This is a genomic window from Agrococcus sp. SCSIO52902, assembly GCF_022983135.1.
GTDB classification, from domain to species: domain Bacteria; phylum Actinomycetota; class Actinomycetes; order Actinomycetales; family Microbacteriaceae; genus Agrococcus; species Agrococcus sediminis.
The window spans coordinates 37,769-58,205 of sequence record NZ_CP095269.1 but is presented as its reverse complement, the minus strand read 5'-3'; the positions used below and the strand labels follow the sequence as shown (position 1 = coordinate 58,205).

25 protein-coding genes and 2 other annotated features are annotated in these 20,437 nt (G+C 69.5%); of the genes, 12 read left to right on the top strand and 13 right to left on the bottom strand.

The features are described from left to right. The first annotated feature begins 8 nt into the window (after positions 1-8). From MU522_RS00295 to MU522_RS00275, 5 genes are read left to right on the top strand one after another with little or no spacing between them, the layout of a single operon-like run. Positions 9-812 (top strand): alpha/beta hydrolase, encoded by an 804-nt coding sequence (locus tag MU522_RS00295; RefSeq protein ID WP_246991644.1) that lies wholly within the window; start codon positions 9-11, stop codon positions 810-812. Next, positions 812-1,738 (top strand): hypothetical protein, encoded by a 927-nt coding sequence (locus MU522_RS00290; protein WP_246991642.1) that lies wholly within the window; start codon positions 812-814, stop codon positions 1,736-1,738. The genes MU522_RS00295 and MU522_RS00290 overlap by 1 nt, the downstream gene beginning before the upstream one ends. Before the next feature lie 55 nt (positions 1,739-1,793). Then, positions 1,794-3,023, top strand: coding sequence for an ATPase, T2SS/T4P/T4SS family (locus MU522_RS00285; protein ID WP_246991640.1), 1,230 nt, complete (start codon positions 1,794-1,796; stop codon positions 3,021-3,023). Next, complete coding sequence (locus tag MU522_RS00280) at positions 3,020-3,721, top strand: hypothetical protein (protein WP_246991638.1); 702 nt, start codon at positions 3,020-3,022, stop codon at positions 3,719-3,721. Before MU522_RS00285 ends, MU522_RS00280 begins: the two co-directional genes overlap by 4 nt. A 10-nt stretch (positions 3,722-3,731) precedes the next feature. After that, a complete protein-coding gene (locus tag MU522_RS00275; protein ID WP_246991636.1) occupies positions 3,732-4,421 on the top strand; it encodes a DUF4145 domain-containing protein in 690 nt (229 codons plus the stop codon). 108 nt (positions 4,422-4,529) lie between these two features. Here MU522_RS00275 and MU522_RS00270 read toward each other — a convergent pair whose 3' ends face one another. Next, complete coding sequence (locus tag MU522_RS00270) at positions 4,530-4,760, bottom strand: DUF2188 domain-containing protein (protein ID WP_246991634.1); 231 nt, start codon at positions 4,758-4,760, stop codon at positions 4,530-4,532. Positions 4,761-4,981: 221 nt separating this feature from the next. On the opposite strand from MU522_RS00270, the gene MU522_RS00265 reads away from it, so the two are divergent. Then, positions 4,982-6,246 (top strand): IS3 family transposase gene (locus tag MU522_RS00265; protein ID WP_246990417.1). Its coding sequence is split into 2 segments (ribosomal slippage): positions 4,982-5,285 and positions 5,285-6,246, totalling 1,266 coding nucleotides; the frame shifts between segments, so codons are not numbered across the junction. Next, positions 5,281-5,415: a sequence feature (AL1L pseudoknot), on the top strand. (Overlaps the previous gene by 135 nt.) A 28-nt stretch (positions 6,247-6,274) precedes the next feature. Here MU522_RS00265 and MU522_RS00260 read toward each other — a convergent pair. From MU522_RS00260 to MU522_RS00205, 12 genes are all read right to left on the bottom strand, one after another. Then, complete coding sequence (locus tag MU522_RS00260) at positions 6,275-6,712, bottom strand: hypothetical protein (protein WP_246991683.1); 438 nt, start codon at positions 6,710-6,712, stop codon at positions 6,275-6,277. Further along, a complete protein-coding gene (locus MU522_RS00255) occupies positions 6,712-9,510 on the bottom strand; it encodes a DNA methyltransferase (protein ID WP_246991681.1) in 2,799 nt (932 codons plus the stop codon). Before MU522_RS00255 ends, MU522_RS00260 begins: the two co-directional genes overlap by 1 nt. A 138-nt stretch (positions 9,511-9,648) precedes the next feature. After that, positions 9,649-10,521: a hypothetical protein gene (locus MU522_RS00250; protein ID WP_246991679.1), complete on the bottom strand. Its 873-nt coding sequence runs from the start codon at positions 10,519-10,521 to the stop codon at positions 9,649-9,651. Positions 10,522-10,974: 453 nt separating this feature from the next. Beyond that, positions 10,975-11,841 carry a hypothetical protein gene (locus MU522_RS00245; RefSeq protein ID WP_246991677.1) on the bottom strand — a complete coding sequence of 289 codons (867 nt, stop codon included), beginning with the start codon at positions 11,839-11,841 and terminating at the stop codon, positions 10,975-10,977. Positions 11,842-11,845: 4 nt separating this feature from the next. Then, positions 11,846-12,049 (bottom strand): hypothetical protein, encoded by a 204-nt coding sequence (locus tag MU522_RS00240; protein ID WP_246991675.1) that lies wholly within the window; start codon positions 12,047-12,049, stop codon positions 11,846-11,848. A gap of 126 nt (positions 12,050-12,175) precedes the next feature. Then, positions 12,176-12,511 (bottom strand): hypothetical protein, encoded by a 336-nt coding sequence (locus MU522_RS00235; RefSeq protein ID WP_246991673.1) that lies wholly within the window; start codon positions 12,509-12,511, stop codon positions 12,176-12,178. 142 nt (positions 12,512-12,653) lie between these two features. Continuing rightward, complete coding sequence (locus MU522_RS00230; RefSeq protein ID WP_246991671.1) at positions 12,654-12,857, bottom strand: hypothetical protein; 204 nt, start codon at positions 12,855-12,857, stop codon at positions 12,654-12,656. Between the two features lie 87 nt (positions 12,858-12,944). After that, positions 12,945-14,209 (bottom strand): IS3 family transposase gene (locus MU522_RS00225; RefSeq protein ID WP_246990417.1). Its coding sequence is split into 2 segments (ribosomal slippage): positions 12,945-13,906 and positions 13,906-14,209, totalling 1,266 coding nucleotides; the frame shifts between segments, so codons are not numbered across the junction. After that, positions 13,776-13,910 (bottom strand) — a sequence feature (AL1L pseudoknot). Its footprint overlaps the gene before it by 135 nt. A 22-nt stretch (positions 14,210-14,231) precedes the next feature. After that, on the bottom strand, positions 14,232-14,840 hold the full coding sequence (locus MU522_RS00220) for a helix-turn-helix domain-containing protein (RefSeq protein ID WP_246991669.1): 609 nt from the start codon (positions 14,838-14,840) through the stop codon (positions 14,232-14,234). Positions 14,841-15,099: 259 nt separating this feature from the next. Beyond that, a complete protein-coding gene (locus tag MU522_RS00215; RefSeq protein WP_246991631.1) occupies positions 15,100-15,321 on the bottom strand; it encodes a hypothetical protein in 222 nt (73 codons plus the stop codon). Positions 15,322-15,902: 581 nt separating this feature from the next. Then, complete coding sequence (locus MU522_RS00210) at positions 15,903-16,226, bottom strand: hypothetical protein (protein ID WP_246991629.1); 324 nt, start codon at positions 16,224-16,226, stop codon at positions 15,903-15,905. A gap of 71 nt (positions 16,227-16,297) precedes the next feature. Continuing rightward, on the bottom strand, positions 16,298-17,674 hold the full coding sequence (locus tag MU522_RS00205) for a recombinase family protein (RefSeq protein ID WP_246991627.1): 1,377 nt from the start codon (positions 17,672-17,674) through the stop codon (positions 16,298-16,300). 25 nt (positions 17,675-17,699) lie between these two features. Here MU522_RS00205 and MU522_RS00200 point away from each other — a divergent pair, with 25 nt between their 5' ends. The 6 genes from MU522_RS00200 to MU522_RS00175 are packed head-to-tail and all read left to right on the top strand — an operon-like array spanning position 17,700 to position 20,426. Continuing rightward, positions 17,700-18,023, top strand: a complete 324-nt coding sequence (locus MU522_RS00200; protein ID WP_246991625.1) for a hypothetical protein — start codon at positions 17,700-17,702, stop codon at positions 18,021-18,023. Next, a complete protein-coding gene (locus MU522_RS00195) occupies positions 18,020-18,955 on the top strand; it encodes a type II secretion system F family protein (protein WP_246991667.1) in 936 nt (311 codons plus the stop codon). Before MU522_RS00200 ends, MU522_RS00195 begins: the two co-directional genes overlap by 4 nt. 11 nt (positions 18,956-18,966) lie before the next feature. Beyond that, positions 18,967-19,155, top strand: coding sequence for a hypothetical protein (locus tag MU522_RS00190; RefSeq protein WP_246991623.1), 189 nt, complete (start codon positions 18,967-18,969; stop codon positions 19,153-19,155). After that, entirely contained in the window at positions 19,155-19,535 is a 381-nt protein-coding gene (locus MU522_RS00185) for a TadE/TadG family type IV pilus assembly protein (protein ID WP_348645600.1), read from the top strand. Before MU522_RS00190 ends, MU522_RS00185 begins: the two co-directional genes overlap by 1 nt. Next, entirely contained in the window at positions 19,510-19,983 is a 474-nt protein-coding gene (locus tag MU522_RS00180) for a hypothetical protein (RefSeq protein WP_246991621.1), read from the top strand. Before MU522_RS00185 ends, MU522_RS00180 begins: the two co-directional genes overlap by 26 nt. Then, positions 19,980-20,426 carry a pilus assembly protein TadG-related protein gene (locus MU522_RS00175; RefSeq protein ID WP_246991619.1) on the top strand — a complete coding sequence of 149 codons (447 nt, stop codon included), beginning with the start codon at positions 19,980-19,982 and terminating at the stop codon, positions 20,424-20,426. The genes MU522_RS00180 and MU522_RS00175 overlap by 4 nt, the downstream gene beginning before the upstream one ends. Positions 20,427-20,437 lie beyond the last annotated feature (11 nt).

Genomic DNA, 20,437 nt, shown 5'->3' with positions numbered 1-20,437 from the left:
GCGCGACCATGACCGACATCCGCCTGCACATCGAGGACTCCGGCGGCGACGGCCGCCCCGTCGTGCTGCTGCACGGCTGGCCGCTCTCGGCCGAGGCGTGGGCGGCGCAGACCGCGGCGCTCACCGCCGCCGGCCACCGCGTCGTCGCCTACGACCGCCGCGGCTTCGGCCGCAGCGACAAGCCCGACGAGGGCTACGACTACGACACGCTCGCGGCCGACCTCGACCGGGTGCTCACCGAGCTCGACCTGCGCGACGTCGCGCTCGTCGGCTTCTCGATGGGCGGCGGCGAGGTCGCGCGCTACGTCTCGACCTACGGCGAGGAGCGCGTGCGCTCGGTGGTGTTCGCGGCAGCGGTCCCGCCGTACCTGCTGCACGCCGATGACAACCCGGAGGGCCCGCTCACCGAAGAGGCCTACCGCTCGCTCCGCGCCGGGCTCGAGGCCGACCGCGAGGCGTTCTTCGACGAGTTCACGACCGGCTTCTTCTCGACCGAGGAGGGCCTGCAGGTGAGCGAGGCGCAGCGCCACGAGGGCATCCGGCTCTCGCTGCAGTCGCACCAGCCGGCGGCGCTCGGGGCGATGGACGCGTGGGCGACCACCGACTTCCGCGACGACCTCGGCACGATCACCGTGCCGGTGCTCGTGCTGCACGGCGACGGCGACCAGACGGTGCCGTTCGAGGGCTCCGGCCGCCGCACGCACGAGACGATCGAGCACAGCGAGCTGCACGTCATCTCCGGCGCACCGCACGGCTGCAACGTGAGCCACGCCGACGAGTTCAACCGGGCCCTCATCGCGTTCCTGGGCTGATGGAGGTCACCGACTGGCTGCTGCAGGGCGATCCCTCGATCCGCTGGCAGGTCATGGCCGACCTGCTCGACGAGGATCCGGATGCCGTGGCCCGCGAGCGCGCGAGGGTCGCGCACGAGGGCCACGGCGCGGCGCTGCTCGCCGCCCGCGGGCCCGACGGGCAGTGGGCCGGCGGCGCGCACTTCCCGAAGGCCGAGCCGACGCTGCCCGGGCAGCCGTGGACATCCACCGCCCACGTGCTCACCGAGCTGCGGCTGCTGGGCGTCGACCCGGCGGATGCGGCGGTGCGGGAGGCGATCGCCGACGTCAAGCGCGTCACCCGCTGGGAGTACGACGACGAGCCGTTCTTCGAGGGCGAGGTCGAGCCGTGCATCAACGGCGCGCTCGTGACGAACGCCGTCTACTACGGCGAGGACGCGACGCCGATCGTCGAGCGGCTGCTCGGGGAGCGCATGGAGGACGGCGGCTGGAACTGCGAGCAGGAGCGCGGCTCGGTGCGCTCGTCGTTCGACACGACGATCGCGGTGCTCGAGGCGCTCGCGGCGTTCGAGCGCGTGAGCGACGACCCGCGCGTGCCCGAGGCGCGGGCGAGCGGCGAGGCCTACCTGCTCGAGCGCTCGCTGCTGCGACGGCGCTCGACCGGCGAGATCGTCGACGAGGGCTACCTGCGCTTCGCCTTCCCGCCGCGCCACGAGTACGACGCGCTGCGGGCGCTCGAGCACTTCCGCGCCGTCGGCGCCCGCCCCGACGAGCGCATGGCCGAGGCGATCGAGCTCGTGCGCTCGAAGCGGCGGGACGACGGCCGCTGGCCGCTCGACGTCGTGCACGGCGGCGACCGGGTCGTCGACTACGGGCCCGTCGGGGAGCCGAGCCGGTGGATCACGCTCAAGGCGCTGCGGGTGCTTCGGTGGGCTGACGGCGGCTGAGGCGGCTGTGGACAACTTCCGCGAGGGCTGACGCGCTCGCGGTTCACTGGCTCGCATGCGCCAGGCCGTCGCCGAGATCACCGCCACCGTGCGGGCGAGGGTGCGCCGCGACGGGGTCGACCTGGCCCGCTCCGGCGACCTCGCCGAGCGCTACGTGCGCGACGCGGTGCGCTCCTACGCCGAGCGCTCGCTCGGCGGCAGCGTGCCGCTGCTGTCCGACGAGCGGCAGGCCGAGCGCGACGTGCTCGCGGCGGTCTCGGGCTACGGGCCGCTGCAGCCCTACCTCGACGACCCCGAGGTCGAGGAGCTGTGGGTCAACCAGGGCTCCCGCGTCTTCTGCGCGCGCGGCGGCGTCAGCGAGCAGCTGCCGATCCGGCTCACCGAGACCGAGGTGCGCGACCTCGTCGAGCGGATGCTCTCGACGACCGGCCGCCGCGTCGACCTCTCGTCGCCCTTCGTCGACGCGTCGCTGCCCGACGGCTCCCGCCTCCACGTCGCATCCGGCGACGTCGCCCGCGGCGCGATGTCGATCAACATCCGCAAGTTCGCCCGCCGGCTCGCCGCGCTCTCGGCGCTCGTCGAGCGCGGCGCGCTCAGCCAGCAGGCGGCAGCGTTCCTGCGCAGCGCGGTCGTCGCCGGCTGCAACATCCTCGTCTCCGGGCCGACGCACGCCGGCAAGACCACCATGCTGAACGCCCTGCTCGCCGCCGTGCGGCCGGGCGAGCGGGTGGTGACGGTCGAGGAGACCTTCGAGCTCGATCCGCCCGTCGACGACATCGTGGGGCTCCAGTGCCGCCAGCCGTCGCTCGAGGGCACGGGAGAGATCTCGCTGCGGCGGCTGGTGAAGGAGAGCCTGCGGATGCGCCCCGACCGGCTCGTCGTCGGCGAGGTCCGCGAGGCCGAGGCGCTCGACCTGCTCGTGGCGCTCAACTGCGGCGTCTCCGGCATGTGCTCGATCCACGCGAACTCCGCGCGCGACGCGCTCACGAAGCTCACGACCCTGCCGCTGCTCGCGGGGCGCAACATCGACGCCGGGTTCGTCGTGCCCACCGTCGCGCAGTGCGTCGACCTCGTGGTGCACCTCGCGATCGACGCCCGCGGCAACCGCCGCGTCGTCGAGATCCTCGCGCCCACCGGGCAGGTCACCGCTGGCGTCATCGAGGCGTCCGTGCTGTTCGCCGTGCGCGACGGGCTGCTCGAGCCGACCGGGTCGCATCCGGCGAGGACGGCGAAGTTCGCCGCGGTCGGCATCGACCCCGTCGCGCTGCTCGGGAGCCGCGCATGACGTGGCTGCTCGGCTGCCTCCTCGGCCTCGGCATCGTGCTCGCCGTCAGCCCGTGGCTGTGGCCGCGAAGCGCCCGCACGCCGGATCCGCAGCCGCGCCGCCGACTGCTCGACCGCCTCACGCACGCGGGCCTCGAAGGCGTCCCGCCGGTCGCGCTCGCGGCGGTGTCGGTGCTGGCCGGCGTCCTCGCCGCGGGCGTCGCGCTCGCCCTCGCACCGGTGGTCGCCGTCGCGGCCGCCGCGTTCGCCGCCGGCGCCGCCGGGCCCGTGATCGCCGTGCGCTGGCGCGCCAAGCGGCGCCGCCGAGCGCAGGCGTCGGTCTGGCCCGACGTCGTCGACCACCTGGTCTCCGCCGTGCGGAGCGGGCGGGCGCTGCCGGATGCGGTGGCGCAGCTCGCGCACGCCGGTCCGGAGATCACGCGAGCGGCCTTCACCGCCTACGCGGCCGATCACCGCGCGACCGGCTCGTTCGCCTACGCCCTCGACCGCCTGAAGGACCGCCTGGCCGATCCGGTCGCCGACCGCATCCTCGAGACCGCAAGCATCCTGTTCTCGCGCAGGTTTGTGCGGGCGGCGGGTGAAGGCGAGCGCCCCGGTCGAGTTGGTCGTCGACCGGTTGGCTTGGTCGGCGCCCCCTGCTGGGCCGACGGGGGGTCGACGGATCACCTCCTCCGCCCTCCGCTCGGAGCAGCCACGTAGGGTGACTGGCATGGCCACGAAGCGGATCGCGCCCGAGTTGTTCCTCGACGTTTTCACCTGCCCGCACTGTGAGGCCATCACGGGTCAGGGCTGGCGGACGGTCGACAGCCAGAGCCCGATGTCGATGATGAATCAGCAGCCAGGCCGTCCTGCGTGGCACCTCGCGACATGTATCTCGGAATCTTGCCGCGGTCAATCAATGTGGCGAGAGGACGTCATGGTGTGGCCCCTTGTGTCGTCCGCGCCAGCGCCGCATGATGCGATGCCGGCGGATGCTCTCGAGCTCTATGAGGAAGCGCGGGCGGTCCTGCCGCACTCTCGTCGAGCGGCAGCAGCGCTGATCCGCGGCTCGCTCGAGCGCCTGCTGCGGGCACAGCTCGGCGGCAGTGAGCGGCTCGACGAGATGATCGCCTCGCTTAGCACGCAGGTGTCGCGCGCGCTCTGGCAGATCCTCACCGCGGTTCGTGTTCTGGCCAACACGAGCCTGCACCGTGACGACGAAGCTCCCGAACTTCTCGAGCTCTACCTTGAGGGGGATCTCGCCGAGGTCGTGGACCCGTACTTCACTGCAATCAACCTGCTCGTGGAGGAGCTCATCGCAGCTCCGGCAGCAGCGGCCGAACTGTACGCGACACTTCCCTCGGGCAAGCGCGCCGAGGCTGAGCGAAAGGCCGACCGGGCGGCCGCGAAAGACTCCTGAACACTCAGCCCGGGCGAGCAGCATCGCGATCGACACGCCAGATCGACCGCAGTGGCATCGACGGCCCGTGGAACAACCATCGCAGGGCGTATTGGGAGCGCCGCCAAGCTAGCGCTTGTCGCGGGGAGGGTTCGGGTCGTTACCGTAGGAGTTCTTCTCGCCAATCGTGCCGTCGAGCTTCTTCACGGTGTGCTCAACGCCGCGATCCTTCGCCATCTGGCGTCCGATCTTCTCCTGCTCGGCCTTCGTGCCGCCGGAGTGGGCCGCGCGACTGCTGCCCTCGACCTTCGACTTCCAGGTGCCGCCCTCGTTGTAAGTGGTGATATCGCCCTTAGCCATGCACGGATCATCGCACGAGCAATGTGCGTTAGCCAGGGCGATACAAACTAGACGCCAGTCGGGTCACCAGCGCCGTACATTCCGAGAATGCGAGCGCCGTCCTCTCGGAACCAATCCAGGTCAACGTCCCCGCTCAGCCAGCCTTGAAGCTGTTGCAACGTTGCGTTTGAAGCGCCCTGAGTTTGTTGGAGGCTCCTGACCTTGGAAACGAGGATGGAGTTATGCCGAAGGAACTGGCGAATGGGAAGCCGACGACGCGTCGGTACTCGGTCGAGGAGAAGGCCGCCGCGGTGCGGATGGTGAGGACGCTGCGCGCTGAGCTCGGTGTCACGCAAGGGACGGTCCAGCGCGTCGCGACGCAACTCGGTTACGGTGTTGAGTCCGTGCGGATGTGGGTCAAGCAGGCCGACGTCGACGACGGCGTCACTGCCGGCGTGAGCAGCGCGGAGGCGCAGCGGGTGCGTGAGCTCGAGCAGGAGAACCGGGAGTTGCGGCGGGCCAACGAGGTGCTGAAGCGGGCGGCGTCTTTCTTCGGGGCGGAGCTCGACCGCCACTACCGGAAGTAGTCGCGTTCGTCGACGCGAACAGGGACGATCTTGTGGACGGTCGCCGGCTCGGAGTCGAGCTCATCTGCAGGCTGCTGCAGGTGGCTCCGAGTAGTTACTACGCCGCCAAGACCCGCACGCCGTCCGCCCGCGCGGTGCGGGACGACGAGCTGATCCCGCAACTGGTCGAACTCTGGGAGTCCAACTACCGCGTCTATGGGGTCCGCAAGCTCTGGAGGGCTGCCCGCCGCGCGGGGATCATGATCGGCCGCGACCAGACCGCCAGGTTGATGCGCGCCGCGAGGATCGAGGGCGCGCGGCGGTCGAAGCGGGTCAAGACGACGAGGCCGGATCCGGCGTCGGCGCGGCACCCGGACCTGGTGAAGCGGGATTTCACCGCGAGCGCCCCGAACCGGCTCTGGGTCACCGACCTGACGTTCGTGCCGACCTGGACCGGCGTCGCCTACGTGTGCTTCATCATCGACGCGTTCAGCAGGATGATCGTGGGTTGGCGGATCGCGTCGCACATGCGAACCGAGATCGTCCTCGACGCGGTCGAGATGGCCCGCTGGTCCCGCGGCGCCCGGCACGAGGATCTGCGGTGTCACAGCGACGCAGGCTCTCAATTCACCTCGATTCGCTATGGCGAACGCCTCGCAGAGATCGGTGCCACGCCGTCGATCGGGACGGTCGGCGACAGCTATGACAACGCCCTCGCCGAGACGGTGAACGGCTACTACAAGGCAGAACTCGTCCGCGGCCCCGCGCGGCCAGGGCCGTGGAAGACGGTCGAAGACCTCGAGCTCGCGACGCTCGGGTGGGTGCACTGGCACAACACGCAGCGCCTCCACGGCTACCTCGGCGACGTCCCGCCCGCAGAGTTCGAGGCCGCGTTCTATGCTGTCCCCAACGACCGCAATCTGCTGGTCGGAATCAAATAGCGCGAGTCTCCATCAGACCCAGGGCGCTTCAGTTTGCCCACGATTGGGCCTGTGGGACGCGTTGCGGATCGAACTTCGCTATGTGCACGCCCTTGCCGAGACTTGGCTGGGGGACCGGTTCGACGGCCGTAAGCCACAGATGCATGCCCTCGCGGTGCCGTAGGGCGAGCCAGTCAGAAACAAGTGAATCGGTGGGGTCGAGCGCAGCCCGCAACACCGCGATGTGAGCGCGGAGCGCCCGAAGCGCGTCGCGGAAGTCCTCTTTGAAGGGATCCATCGACACCAGTTGCGCGAGATTGATTAGCAGCGGCGCGCTGGCTGCGAGCAAGCGCTCGCGACGGAGACTCGCCAGATTGTCGAGCCGTTCCCTCTTGGCGAGCGCGACCGCCACGACAGTCGACACGAGGATGGCAGACGCGGGCACCAGAACGTCCACCGTGATAGTCGTCCAGTCCAGAACGGCCATTAGGCTGCGTCAGATCGGCGTCGGGATCCCGGTGAGCGGGTCGGCGTGGGCAAGGAGTCAGCAGACGTCATGGCTGCGTAGTTCTCGAACAGGGCACGCTGACGGTCAAGTTCTTCGACGACGCCCCACAGCCCGAAGGCAGAGTCAACTGCGAGGTCGAGTTGGCGGTGCGCTTTGAGCAACGCAGGAGACATGGCCAGCGGATTGTAATGTTCGGCCAACGAGCGCTCAGGATGAAGCCCGCGAGCTGCGAGCACCGCTTGGCCGCCAGCGATGATCTGCGTCCGCCGCTGTTCGTCCATCGCGGGAAGCGGCAGGGTGTTCCAGACGATCGTGTTGGAGAAGCTCGGGTCGGACTTCAGTCGGCCGCCGACTGTCTTCTGCCAGGTGATGAACGCAGATGACGACAGGACCGCGAACGCGAATCCGTCGGGGTCGTCGCACCGGTACACCTTGTCGCCTGCAATCACGTCGGGCGGCAGAAGCGCGCACGTCGCCCAAGCGCGCGCCTCCGAGAAGACCTTGGGGATCCCCACGTACGGAACGGTGGGCTGCGATCGTTGCCCAAACAGGTGCGGCGTGGCAGCCATCTCGCGCGTTGAGCTGGCGCGGCTCTCCTCGCGAAAGCGCTTCACCTTCGCAAGTCGGTCGCGCAGGACCCGCGACCGGCTGATGTCCGCGGGATCGAGATCGACGAGCCAGAGGCACCAGCGCGGGAGGTCGTGGATCAGTTCACGTCCCATGACGAAGCGCCGAAGGTACTTCGCCGCGATCGGGTCGGCTGCGAGCTCCGCATGCTCATCCGCCTCGACAATGAGGTGCCCGCCATCCCGCGGCATGCTGCCCATGGCTACCGGCGGCAGCGCACCAGACAGCGGCTCTCGACGCTGCTCGACGAGGACCTTGGGCCCGTCCACCAGGTAGGCGTTGATACCGGCTCGCACAGCGACGCGAGTCGGCTCGCCTCGCAGGTTGCGCTCGTATGTGTAGAGCCACGCCGGCCTGTTCGGCGCCTTTTCGAAACCAACGATCGTGCAGTGGACGGCTGCCGCGCCCGGCGCCTCGCTCGTCCAGACGAATGTGCGGTGCGCAAACTTGATGTGCCAACCGTGCGCAAAGACGGGGCCGAAGAGCGCCGGCACCGGCTCGCCTTGCACGATCGAGTTCGTGGAGACGAAGGCGAACTCACCGGCATATCCGTCCTGCGTGAACAGCTCGAGCGCCTTGGCATACCAGCCGGTGACGTAGTCCAGCCGGCCAATGTCATCGCGGCTCCAGACCGCGCGAAGCTCCCCCGCCTGCGCTTCGCTGCGCGATGCGTGCCCAAGGAACGGCGGATTCCCCATGACGAACAACCGGTCAGAGGGTGCGACGACGGCGGTCCAGTCGGTCTTCAGCGCATTGCCGACCTGAATCGTGCTGATCTTGTCGAGGGGCAGCGCTTCGGGTGCGAGCCCGAGAGCAAGCTCCATGCCCTTGTTTGCCTGGTGATCGACGAGGTGCAGCGCCGTAGCGGCGATACGCGCAGGCCACTCCTCTAGCTCGATGCCGTGGAAGCTGCTGAGCCGCACGGGCAGGTCTTCCTCGAGGAAAGCGAGCGTGACGCCCTCGCTCCCCAGCTCCTGCAGCCGCTGCAGAATCTCGAGATCAAGCGAACGCATCTCCCGGTAGGTGACCACGAGGAAGTTGCCGCACCCGCACGCGGGGTCGAGGAACCGCATGCGACTCATGTCCGCTCGCAGCTTGCGCAGGACCTTCACGTCATGCAGGCCGTCCGTGAAGCGCCGCCGAAGATCGTCCAGGAACATCGGCCGGATCAACTTCAGAATGTTGGTCTCGGTCGTGTAGTGCTCGCCGAGCTCGCGCCGAGCCTTCTTGTCTTTCACCGCCTGGAAGAGCGAGCCGAAGATGGCGGGAGAGATCTCGGACCAGTTGAACATCGCTGCCGCGAGCAGTCGCGATCGCATCTTGGCGTCGAACGAGGGAATCGCCAGCGGCTCCTCGAATATGCCGCCGTTGACGTATGGGAATCGAGCGATGAGCTCGTCGAGGTGCTTGTGCCGCTTCCCGCGCTCGCGTCCCATCACCTGGTACAGCAGCGACAGCTGCGGTCCGAGGTCGCTACCGTCCTCGGCTGTTCGGGTCTCGAGGAACTCCAGGAACAGGTCACGCTCCCAGACGCCTGCGTCGTCGGCGTACAGCGCGAAGAGCGTGCGCACCAGGAAGATGCTGGCCTCGTGGTCGTCGTAGCCCGATCCCTCCAACGCCTCGTAGAGCGACGCCATGAGGCGCGCCGCATCGATCGACGCACGCTCCTGCTCTCTTGACCCAAACGCACGCTGGCCGTAGCCCGCGAAGAACGCGAGCCGCTCCGCATGATCGCGGAACTGCGCCAGATCGAACTCGAGCACGCCGTCGTCCTCGGCGCGGAGGTCCAGTAGTCGGAAGCGCTTGAAGTCAGACGTGATGACGTAGCTGGGCACCTCGGCGTCAGCAAGGTTGTCGATGTAGTCAAGGGCCTGACGCTCTGCCTCCACGAGGTCCTTGCCGGCGCTCTTCATCTCGATCAGGGCGATGCCTGGGATCAGCGCATCGATGTAGCCCTGCGCACCCGTGGAGGTGCGCTTGGAGCGCTTCTCGTAAAAGGCGGCACGCGTCTGCGTGATCCCGTAGACCCCGAGCAGATCGCGCACGAATGACTGCGCATCCTGCCGCTCATCACCGGGCGAATCTGCCCAATCGCGCGAGAACCTCGCCGCACGTGCGCGAATTTCGTTCAGGGATAGCGCCTTAGCCACGACCTCGACCCTATTCGACGCTTCGGCCGGTCCCCGCAGCAACAGGAGCGAACGGCGATCACCGCAGCTCGGTAATCAACCGGCGAGCACGCACGCGCACTCCTCGCGGAAGGAGTTCCAGCGTGGCGGTCTTGATCGTCAGTACTTCGTCCAGGTGAAGACAAGTTCGTTCCGAGACGGCACACGTCCGTTGAAGTCCCCAGCGAGCTCCAACGTAGTCTCGTCGATGTCGGAGGGGATGAGCTCGGCGACTACGTCGAGGAGCTGCTCATGCGAAAGCGGCGTTTCTGGCGGAACAACGACGCTCATCCAGCCTTGCTCGCTTTCCTCTCGCTCGATGACCACGAGGTCGATCACAGCCATGACTTGCGCATCCCCCTGATCACCGAACTCAAAGGTGCGACAGACCTCGTCGCCTGCGTTAGCCCGCGCCTCGGCGTAGAGCCCCCGCCCCTCGGAGCGGATGGCGTCGAGCAAAACCACGCTGCTGAGGCTTTCGAGCAGTTCGTAGTCGTTAGCCGTCGGCAGCAGCTCCCCGCGCGCATCTAGCTGCTCAAACCTTGCGTATCCATCGCGACGCTCGCCGACTGCGTGAGTCGCGTCGTACGCAAGGAGCCAGCACGTGTCTGTCGCCGGATCGAAGATGGTGAGGCCACGCGCCTGACCGAAGTGGATCGTCTTAACGTGCCCGTAAGGCCTCACGTTAAGCATGTTCTCGCCCTCGCCGGGCGCGCCAGCTCGTTTTATGGTGAAGCGTCGGATGGCTTCGTGCCGATCGCAGTACGCGCGGGCATCCCTCTCCGCGAGCGCTTCGTCGAGGCCGAGATCGTCCTTAAGACAACGCCGCGTCACGCGAAGGCGCGGCGAGTAGCCCATCGAGCGGCCGTGATCAGAGCGAGCGAAGCCGCGCGGCGTGAGCCTCCGCACGCTGGGTGCGCTCGGCCCGAGCCACAGCCATACGCTCTTCTCGCGACACCGAACGGCGCTGGACGAGCGCTGCCCGGAGATCATCCTTGCTCATCGCCCGCACGCTCTCAACGAGCGCGGCACTGCTGTGCTGGCGGATCGCCGGACGAGCAGAGTTGCGAATCGCGGTGTTCATATCGTGCACACTACATGACCCGTATAGGAACTAACTACGCCCAACCTTGCGCGCCAGGAGTTGCCGTTCCGAAGCAGCGCCCGAAGATACGGTGCCGTCTCCCGCGCGCGCGATGGGGTACCCCCGAGCGGGGAGGGGGAAACACCACCCCCGGGAGGTCTTCCCCCCGCTCGGACTTTTGTGGATTTTTCCGCGATGCGGCGGCCGCAGTCGCGAGGTGCCCGGCACCCGCAGCAGCGCGAGTGCCGGGCAGGTGTGACGCTGGTCGGGTCATGACGGGAAGAAAGGATCCCGCTCTCCGGCCATCGATCCCGGGCCCGCCCACCCACAAGGCAAACGAAGCGGGCCGGGTGACGTTGACGTCACGGTTGTGCGGTCGGCGAAGCATGCTTGCCTCGGCCTCGGCGAAGCGTTGCCGCGAGCAGCTGAGCGACCCGCTCATCACGCGTCGGCGGGCGGCTGGGGACAGTGTCCGTCTGCGGATTCGTCTGTCGGCCTCGGTACGGTGTCTGCAGCATCTCGCGTACCTCCTCCTCCGCGCGCTTGGTCACGGCCTGGTCGAACGCGCCGACGAACGAGATCTGCAGGTTGTAGATCCCCGGATCCGTCGACAGCAGCACCTGTGCGGTGGCCGGGTCCGTGACTCCCAGCTGTGCGGGGCCGGGCAGTGATCGGTCTGCAGGGTCGCGGACCAGGGGGCGCGGGGCCGTCGCGCTCTCCTCGGTGATCAGCGCGTTCACTGCCGCGAGCGCCTCGGCGTCGTCCTCCTCGCCCGGCAGGTAGCCACCGTGCGAGATGGAGGTCGCGCCGTTCAGCATCTCGTGCCAGCTACCGGCCTTCCGCTCCCACAGGTCGTAGAGGTCCTTGGCGCGATGCGCGTCATGCGCGAGGATCTGGTGCCGGATCCGGTTGCAGAGGGTGCGGAAGATCACGACGCCCACCCACAGCTCCATGCTGCGGTGCACCGCTTCGGGCGCGCGGCCCGCGGCCGTGGCCTCGAACTGCGCGAACGCTTCCTCGGCCTGCTGCTGGTACCGGGGCAGTTGTGCGCGCAGCTTGTCGATGCGTGCGTCTTCTTCGCGCCGACGTCGCTCGTCTTCCTCAGCGAGTGCGAGTTGCCGCTGCTCCTCGGCCGCTGCGACTCGCGCCTCCGCTTCCGCGAGCGCGGCCGTCGCGGCGGCCACGTCCGCCTGCGTGCTGGCCAAGAGGTCGTTCAGGTTCTCGCTCATCCGGTCACCGCCTCCAGTGAGCCGGGTAGGCGGCCACGGGCAGGCCGACGCGGTCCGTCGAGACCTTGCGTGTGACCGGCGCTCGCAGCGCCGTCAGCGCGCCGCCGCTCGTCGAGCGCCCCTCGGTGCAGTGTCGGGCGTGGTTGAGCGCCGCCGCGACGATCGCGGCACGGCCGCTCGTCGCGATGATCGGGAGTCGGATCATCATGGTGACCTCCGGGTTGCGTTGACGACTTCCATGCGACGCGCCTGGCCCTCGCATGGCTCCCACCCGGGGACTCTGACCTCGAAGCGGGCGGCGCCTGGCCGGCATCCCTTCGGATCGACAACCATGCTACGAGCGACCGCTGACATCGGTGCCGCGGAGTCGCGGCGCGGCGAGATGCGGCTTCTGGATCAGCAGGACTCGCACTCGATGTTCCGCCTCCCAGTAGTCGATGCGCCCGTCTGCGTCGAGCAGCTCCTCGAGCGGGGACGTGAAATCCGACGGGTCGAGCAGCCAGTGCGCCAGCCACGTGTCCAGCGTGTGCTGCTGGTACTCGCGCAGCAGCGCCGCCAGCTCGATCGACCGGGCCTCCGCGATGCGCAGCCGTCGACGGTGATTCGCCGCCTCGCTGCGCAGCTTCGCCGCCTGCGCCTCACACGCCGCGTGGCTGCCCGGCGCGCTCACCGGTCCGCCTCCTCGTCGGGCGCGCAAGTCGGGTGCGTTGAGAACCCGTCGTGCACCAGTGCCGGGTGCAGGGGGAACCCGCACACCGAGCACGAGAAGCCCGTCAGGACCATGTAGCCGCGGTCCGTGCCGAAGCGGGCGCTCATCGCTCCCACCCCTCGCCAGCGGTCAGCGCCAGTTGCTCACGCGCAGCGAACGCCGCCTGCTGTTCATCCTCGGCGCGCTCCCTCTCAAGCACGCGCTGGACGAACTCAAGGTTCCGCTCGGACGCGGTCTTCGATCGCTGGGGCGGCAGCGGGTCGTCCTCCCAGCGGCCCTGGTTCAGCCAGGTCGCGGGATGTGGCACAAACCGCGGCTCAGGCAGGTTGGGATCGTCACGGAACCGACGCGCCCCAGCCAAGATGAAGCGCCCTGGGTCTGATGGAGACTCGCGCTATTTGATTCCGACCAGCAGATTGCGGTCGTTGGGGACAGCATAGAACGCGGCCTCGAACTCTGCGGGCGGGACGTCGCCGAGGTAGCCGTGGAGGCGCTGCGTGTTGTGCCAGTGCACCCACCCGAGCGTCGCGAGCTCGAGGTCTTCGACCGTCTTCCACGGCCCTGGCCGCGCGGGGCCGCGGACGAGTTCTGCCTTGTAGTAGCCGTTCACCGTCTCGGCGAGGGCGTTGTCATAGCTGTCGCCGACCGTCCCGATCGACGGCGTGGCACCGATCTCTGCGAGGCGTTCGCCATAGCGAATCGAGGTGAATTGAGAGCCTGCGTCGCTGTGACACCGCAGATCCTCGTGCCGGGCGCCGCGGGACCAGCGGGCCATCTCGACCGCGTCGAGGACGATCTCGGTTCGCATGTGCGACGCGATCCGCCAACCCACGATCATCCTGCTGAACGCGTCGATGATGAAGCACACGTAGGCGACGCCGGTCCAGGTCGGCACGAACGTCAGGTCGGTGACCCAGAGCCGGTTCGGGGCGCTCGCGGTGAAATCCCGCTTCACCAGGTCCGGGTGCCGCGCCGACGCCGGATCCGGCCTCGTCGTCTTGACCCGCTTCGACCGCCGCGCGCCCTCGATCCTCGCGGCGCGCATCAACCTGGCGGTCTGGTCGCGGCCGATCATGATCCCCGCGCGGCGGGCAGCCCTCCAGAGCTTGCGGACCCCATAGACGCGGTAGTTGGACTCCCAGAGTTCGACCAGTTGCGGGATCAGCTCGTCGTCCCGCACCGCGCGGGCGGACGGCGTGCGGGTCTTGGCGGCGTAGTAACTACTCGGAGCCACCTGCAGCAGCCTGCAGATGAGCTCGACTCCGAGCCGGCGACCGTCCACAAGATCGTCCCTGTTCGCGTCGACGAACGCGACTACTTCCGGTAGTGGCGGTCGAGCTCCGCCCCGAAGAAAGACGCCGCCCGCTTCAGCACCTCGTTGGCCCGCCGCAACTCCCGGTTCTCCTGCTCGAGCTCACGCACCCGCTGCGCCTCCGCGCTGCTCACGCCGGCAGTGACGCCGTCGTCGACGTCGGCCTGCTTGACCCACATCCGCACGGACTCAACACCGTAACCGAGTTGCGTCGCGACGCGCTGGACCGTCCCTTGCGTGACACCGAGCTCAGCGCGCAGCGTCCTCACCATCCGCACCGCGGCGGCCTTCTCCTCGACCGAGTACCGACGCGTCGTCGGCTTCCCATTCGCCAGTTCCTTCGGCATAACTCCATCCTCGTTTCCAAGGTCAGGAGCCTCCAACAAACTCAGGGCGCTTCAAGATGTCCTCCGGCGTCGCCCCGGCATTCAAAGCCTTGACGAACGCAGCGAGAGCAGCCTGCTTACCTGCTCGCCTCGGATAGATGCTCCAGAAGAGCTCGAAATCGTCATGGGGACTATAGGGGTTCTTCTTCAGGGGTTCTTCTTCAGGGGTTCTTCTTCTACAAGGAGTGTGGTTTGTCGCTCCAGTCCGGAACCCCCGGACTGGGAGTCCGGAACCCCCGGACTGGGAGTCCGGAACCCCCGGGGCAGTACCGGACTGGGAGTCCGGAACCTCTGAGGACTCCTCATCGGCTCGCAACCGACCGTTCGGATGCAGCGTGTAACCCGTCGTAGCGCGACCTCGCGAGTTCTTCCGCATGACGCGCTCGACGACGCCCAGCTCCTCGAGCTCCACGAGCGCCCGACGCACTTGCCGGTCCGAGCAACGCGCCTCAGCCGCGAGCGTCCGTTGCGACGGGTGAATGCCGCCCGGCCCCGAGTGCGATGCGAGCGCGCCGTAGACCGTCAGCGCGTAGAGGCTGATCGACTCATCCCGGAACATCCAGTTCGGAATCGCCGCGAAACCCTCGCTCACCACTACCCCTCCCCGTCGCGGAGCGCTTCGAAGACCCCGTTCGGCCGCCGCAGCACGCGCGCCTCTACAGGGGGCGGAGGTGCCGCCAACTGCCGCAGCCGCTCACCCGCGGGGGCGGGCCGCATGTCGGCGACGGCGGGTGGCTGTGGCGGCTGCGCGCCAGCGGCAGGCTCGCGCACGTCGGTCGAATTCTGGTCGACAGAGCCCTCCACAAGCTCTCCTGCCGCCCGGTTACTCTCCGGGCGGCTTCTCTTCACGGTCATGCCGACCCACCGCCGGCGGGTCGCAGCAGCGCCGCGATGCGGGCCCGCTGCTCAGGCGTCAAGGGCGGCGCTTCGGCGAGCACGCGCTCGATGGCGATCTCGATCTTCGCGGCCGCGTGATCGCGGCGAGCGGTTCGAATGCGGTCGGGATCGCCGGACCGCGCGGCCACTCCCAGCCTCGACTTGGTGACTTGCAGATTCGACACGAACGGCTCCATTCGGGGAAGTGCAGGCACTGCCTGCTACCTCACCGGGAGCCGTCGAGCTTCTTCCGCTGGCTAAGCCCAGCGGCCCTGAACATCTGACTGATTGAGCCCCGTCAGCGACCTAGGTCGGGATTGTCGTTCGACCTAGACCCTAGGTTAGCGTCGGAGACGGCCGAGTGTAACGACGCGACGCGGCTGGCTGAGCGCGCGAAGCGTGGCCTCGAGCAATCGGGCAGGTCGGTACTCGTAGACCGCGCCGCACGTGCCGCAGTGAATGCGATGCACCTCGGTGGCAACTAACTGTCCGTCGCGCTCCTCGGGACTGCCGAACCAACTGTCTGGCAGGCCCCTCGGGTGGTCGTCATCGGGCCGCACTCTCATGGCCGCGTCGACCCCACTGACTGCATCCGGGAATAGCCACACCGCGCAGCGCGCACGATGCCCGTCGCAGTAGAGCGAGACGCGCGCAGAGCGGTACTTCGTCGTCGACCGCCCAACGAGGGACGCCTCAACCAGTTCGCGCACGCCTGGTCGAGACCAGAGTGCATCGAACTCGCGACGGTTGCGGTCGCCGGGCGCGAGCTGGTCGGGGCTCAAGAGTTCCGCCGCTCAAGTTCGTCCGCCATCGAGCGCAACCGCGCAGGCGCTTCCGCGAGCGCGTCCGCGAGTTCCCGCAACGAAGCCGATGTCAACACCGCGTGACCGCGCTCGAGCAGATCCACGCGAGCGAGACCCTCGCTGACGCTCATCTCCCACTCCAGGCAGCCCAGAGAACCCTCGCCGATGACATGTCGCCACTCGGCCTCGCCTTCGAATACGCAGTGCGATGCCCCGTCGCATCCTTCGACGCTGCAGGTGGTCGCGCGCGCGAAGAGCCGCGCCTCGTCCAGATCGTTGTAGTCGTTAGGGTTGAACATGGCCGTGGTTCCCCTTCGTGTCTCGGCCCGCCCCCGGAGCGTTGCCGCGCTTCCGGGGGCCTCCTAGTTGATCACTGCTTCCACTCGATCGCGACCGTCTCCGGCCGGAACGTCTTCGCACCCTGGCCGGCCTGACCGATGCGCACCGTCGCGAGCGCGTTGATCACCTGCCGACGCGCATCCGTGCTGAGCGCCTCCCATGCCTCCCGTGCGCTATCAGCGGCAACCAGCGGCCCGAGCACGTCAGCCCGGGACGATTCCGCGATCCGCCCCTCTACGTCGCCCAGACGCCCGCGCAGGCGCTCTGTCGCCACCCTCAACTGGGCACCCGTCAACGCGCCGTCAGCGAAGTCCACGGCGAGCGTCGTCAGGCGCGCGCGGATGCTGTCAGCCTCCGTCGCCAATGCCTGCAACTCCACCCCCGTCTCAGCCGTCAGGAGCCCTGCCGCGTCCGCAAGCGAGAGCCGCGCGATCACGACCTCGCCGACGTACTCCTCGATCACCTCCGCGCGCCGAGCGATGTGGCCCGTCGACTCCGAGCACCGGTACGTGCGTTGGCCGACACGGCGAGCACCGCCGCCATGCACGGTCGCGCCGCAGACACCGCACACCGCCAGGCCGCTCAGCAGGTACTTCCCACCCCGAGCTGCGCTCAGCCGCGTCGGGTCGCTCAGCACCGCCTGCACGCCGAGCCAGGTTGCCTCGTCGACGATCGCCGGCCAGGCAGCGTCGCCGACGACTTCACCGTGGTGACGCCGCTTCCCCACGTTGCGCGGGTTGAGCAGCACGTAACGCAACGTCTGGGCCTTCCACACCGCAGGCTCACCCTCGTGCCCCGCCTTGTAGCGGCGCTGCGACGTGGCGATGCCTCGAGCGTTCCAGTCGCGCACCACGGCCCCGAGCGAGGCGCCCGCAAGCACCGCCCGGTAGGCGGCGCGGAGCTCTACCGCCTCGCTCTCGCGGATCGTCACGCCGTCCGGCTCATACCCGAACGCGCGTGGGCCGTGAGGGAGCCCCTTCATCGCACGTTGCGTGTTCGCCCGCTTCTGCCGCTCGCCCTTGCGTCGCGTCTCGAAACGGGCGATACCGGCGAGCATCGTCGCCCGGAACTCGCCGTCCGCGGTCGTCAGGTCGATCTCGCCATCGACGGTCAGCACGCCGACACCAGTATCGGCCAACGTGACGAGGTCTCGGGTGGACCGCACCAGCCGGTCAAGATCGACGGCGACGGCCACGTCGAAGCGACCGTGCGTCGCGTCGTCGAGTAGTCGCGCCCATGCCGTGCCGGCGGCTCGAGCCTTGCTAGCCGACGTGTCGTTGTCGATGTACTCGCCTACGACGACCCAGCCACGGGCACTCACCAGCGCGGAGCATCGTTCTCGTTGTCGTTCGATGCCCTCCTGCGCGTCCAGCGACTGCCGGAAATAAAGGGCGGCGCGCTTACTCATACACCTACGATAAACGTGAACGCTGATGACGCTGCGCATGGCGCGCGAGGTCGGCGGCACGGAGGTGACGACGGTGCTGCGCGAGCTCGCCGCCTACCTGCGCGTCGATCTCGCCACTCGCGGCGAGCTGGAGGCGAGGCAGACATGGATCGTCAGCGCGGCGCGGCTGGGGGTCGCCGCGCCGTGGATCGTGCTGCTCATCCTCTCGGCCCGTCCCGAGGCGGCGCAGGCGTACAACGCGCCCGGCGGCCTCGCGCTCATCGGCGGCGGCGCGGTCGTGACGTTCATCGCGTACCGCGTGATGCTGCGCATCGGCGCGCTGCCGACCGAGGCGCGGTGGTTCGCGTGACCGCATCGGTCGGGTGGAGCCTGATCCTCGGCGCCGGCCTCGGGCTCGGGCTGTGGATGCTCGTGAGCCTCGTGCCGATCCTGCGCCGACCGCTGCTGCTGCACCGGGTCGCGCCGTACGTGCTCGACGTCTCGCCGGGCGCGCGCGACCTGCTCGCACGCAGGCGGGTGGACCCCGCGCGCGTGCTGGGCGTGGTCGCGTCGCCGGTCGGCGATCGGCTGGCGCCGCTCGTGCACGCGGTGCTCGGCGCGCCCGACGGCATCCGCCTGCGGCTTCGCCAGGCGGCGGCGAGCGAGACGGTGAGCGACTTCCGCGGCCGCCAGCTGCGCTGGACCGTGCTCGGAGCCGCCGTCGGCGCGGCGCTCGGGGTGGTGGCCGCGGTGCAGCAGGGGCAGCTCGCGCTGCCCGCGGGGCTCGCGCTGCTCGGCGCCGCGATCGGCGCCGCCACCGTCGACTGGCTGCTCCAGCGACGCGCGAAGCGGCGGCTCGCGCGCATCTCGAGCGAGCTGCCGTCGATCCTCGAGTTCCTGTCGCTGAGCCTCGCCGCGGGGGAGGGCCTGCAGGACGCGCTGCGCCGGGTCGGCGCCGCGGGCCGCAGCGCGCTCGGGAGCGAGCTCGCGGGCGTCGTGGCGCGGTCGGCGGCGGGGGAGAGCCTCTCGAGCGCGCTCGCGGCGCTCGCCGACGAGCTCGGGCACCCCGGCGTCACGCGCAGCGTCGAGCAGATGCGCGGCGCCATCGAGCGCGGCACGCCGCTCGCCCAGACGCTGCAGGCGCAGGCGCTCGACGCGCGCGACGCCGCGAAGCGCGACCTGCTCGAGGCGGCGGGCCGCAAGGAGATCTCGATGCTCGTGCCGCTCGTGTTCGGGCTGCTGCCGACCACGGTGGCGTTCGCGATGTGGCCGGGCATCCATGTGCTGCAGGTCGGATTCTGAAGGAGGAGACCATGTCCACGATCAGCTGTCGCTTCGCCCGCCTCGTCGGGAGGATGCGCGACGAGGAGCGCGGCGACGTGCCCGGCTGGGTGCTCGTCACGCTCATGACGGCGGGGCTCGTCATCGTCATCTGGACGGTCGCCGGGCCCGCCCTGTCAGGCGTGTTCGAGCAGGCCATCGCGAGGGTCACGAGCTTCTGATGCGCCTGGCCGACGAGCGGGGCTCGGCGGTCGCGGAGTTCACGATGGTCGCAGGGCTGCTCGTGCTGCTCGTGCTCTCGGTCGTGCAGCTCTCGCTCGCGCTGCACGTGCGCGCGACGCTCGCCGACGCGGCCGCGGAGGGGGCGCGGCACGCGTCGCTGGTCGGGTCGGATGCGTCGGCCGGCATCGCGCGCACGCGCGAGCTGATCACGACCGCCGTCGGGACCGCCTACGCGGAGCAGGTGTCGGCGGGGACGGCGGTCGTCGCAGGGCTCGAGACGATCGAGATCCGGGTCGCGGCGCCGCTGCCGGTGATCGGGCTCGTCGGGCCGGTCGGGCTGGAGGTGCGCGGCCATGCGCCGCTCGAGTCGCTGGGCTGAGCTGCGGCGCGCGCTCGGAGACGACGCCGGCAGCGCCTCGCTCGAGTTCCTGACGGTAGGTGTGCTGCTGCTCGTGCCGCTCGTCTACCTGGCGCTCTCGCTCGGGCAGATCCAGCACGCCGTGCTCGGCATCGAGGGCGCGGCGCGGCACGCGGCGCGCGTCATCGCCGCGGCGGACGGGCACGACGAGGGGCTCGCCGCCGCCGACCGCGCGATCCGCGTCGCGCTCGCCGACGCCGGGGTCGAGCCCGCGGCCGCCGAGGTCGCGATCACGTGCGCGCCGGCGGCGGGCGACTGCCAGACGCCGCGCGGCACCGTCACCGTGCAGGTCGACGCGACGGTGCCGCTGCCGCTCGCGCCGCCCGTGCTCGCGCTCGACGTCGGAATGGGCGTCCCGGTCTCGGCGCTCGCGTCGCAGCCGGTCTCGGCGTTCGGCGGTGCGCCGTGAGGCGCGTGCTGCGGCGCCTCGCGCGCGAGGACGACGGCTCGACGCTCGTGCTCACCATGGGGTTCGCGGCGCTCGCGCTCGCGCTCATCCTCGCGGTGACGGCGGCGACCAGCATGCTGATCGAGCGGCGCCGGCTCTTCACCGTCGCCGACGGCGCGGCGCTCGCGGCGGCCGAGGCGTTCGCGCTCGAGCAGGTGCGCTTCGACGGCACCGCCGCCGCGCCCGAGCTCGCCGACGCGGCCGTCGACGAGGCGGCCGCGGCATGGGCGTCGCGCGCTGCCGCCGGGCTCGACGACGTGCGCGTCGACGGCGCGAGCGCCGATGCGCGCAGCGCCTCCGTCACGGTCTCGAGCGCGTGGCGACCGCCGGTGGTCTCCCTCTTCCTGCCGGAGAGCATCCGCCTCGACGTAACGTCGACCGCGCGGGCGGTCTTCGTCGACTGACGCCGCCGCCG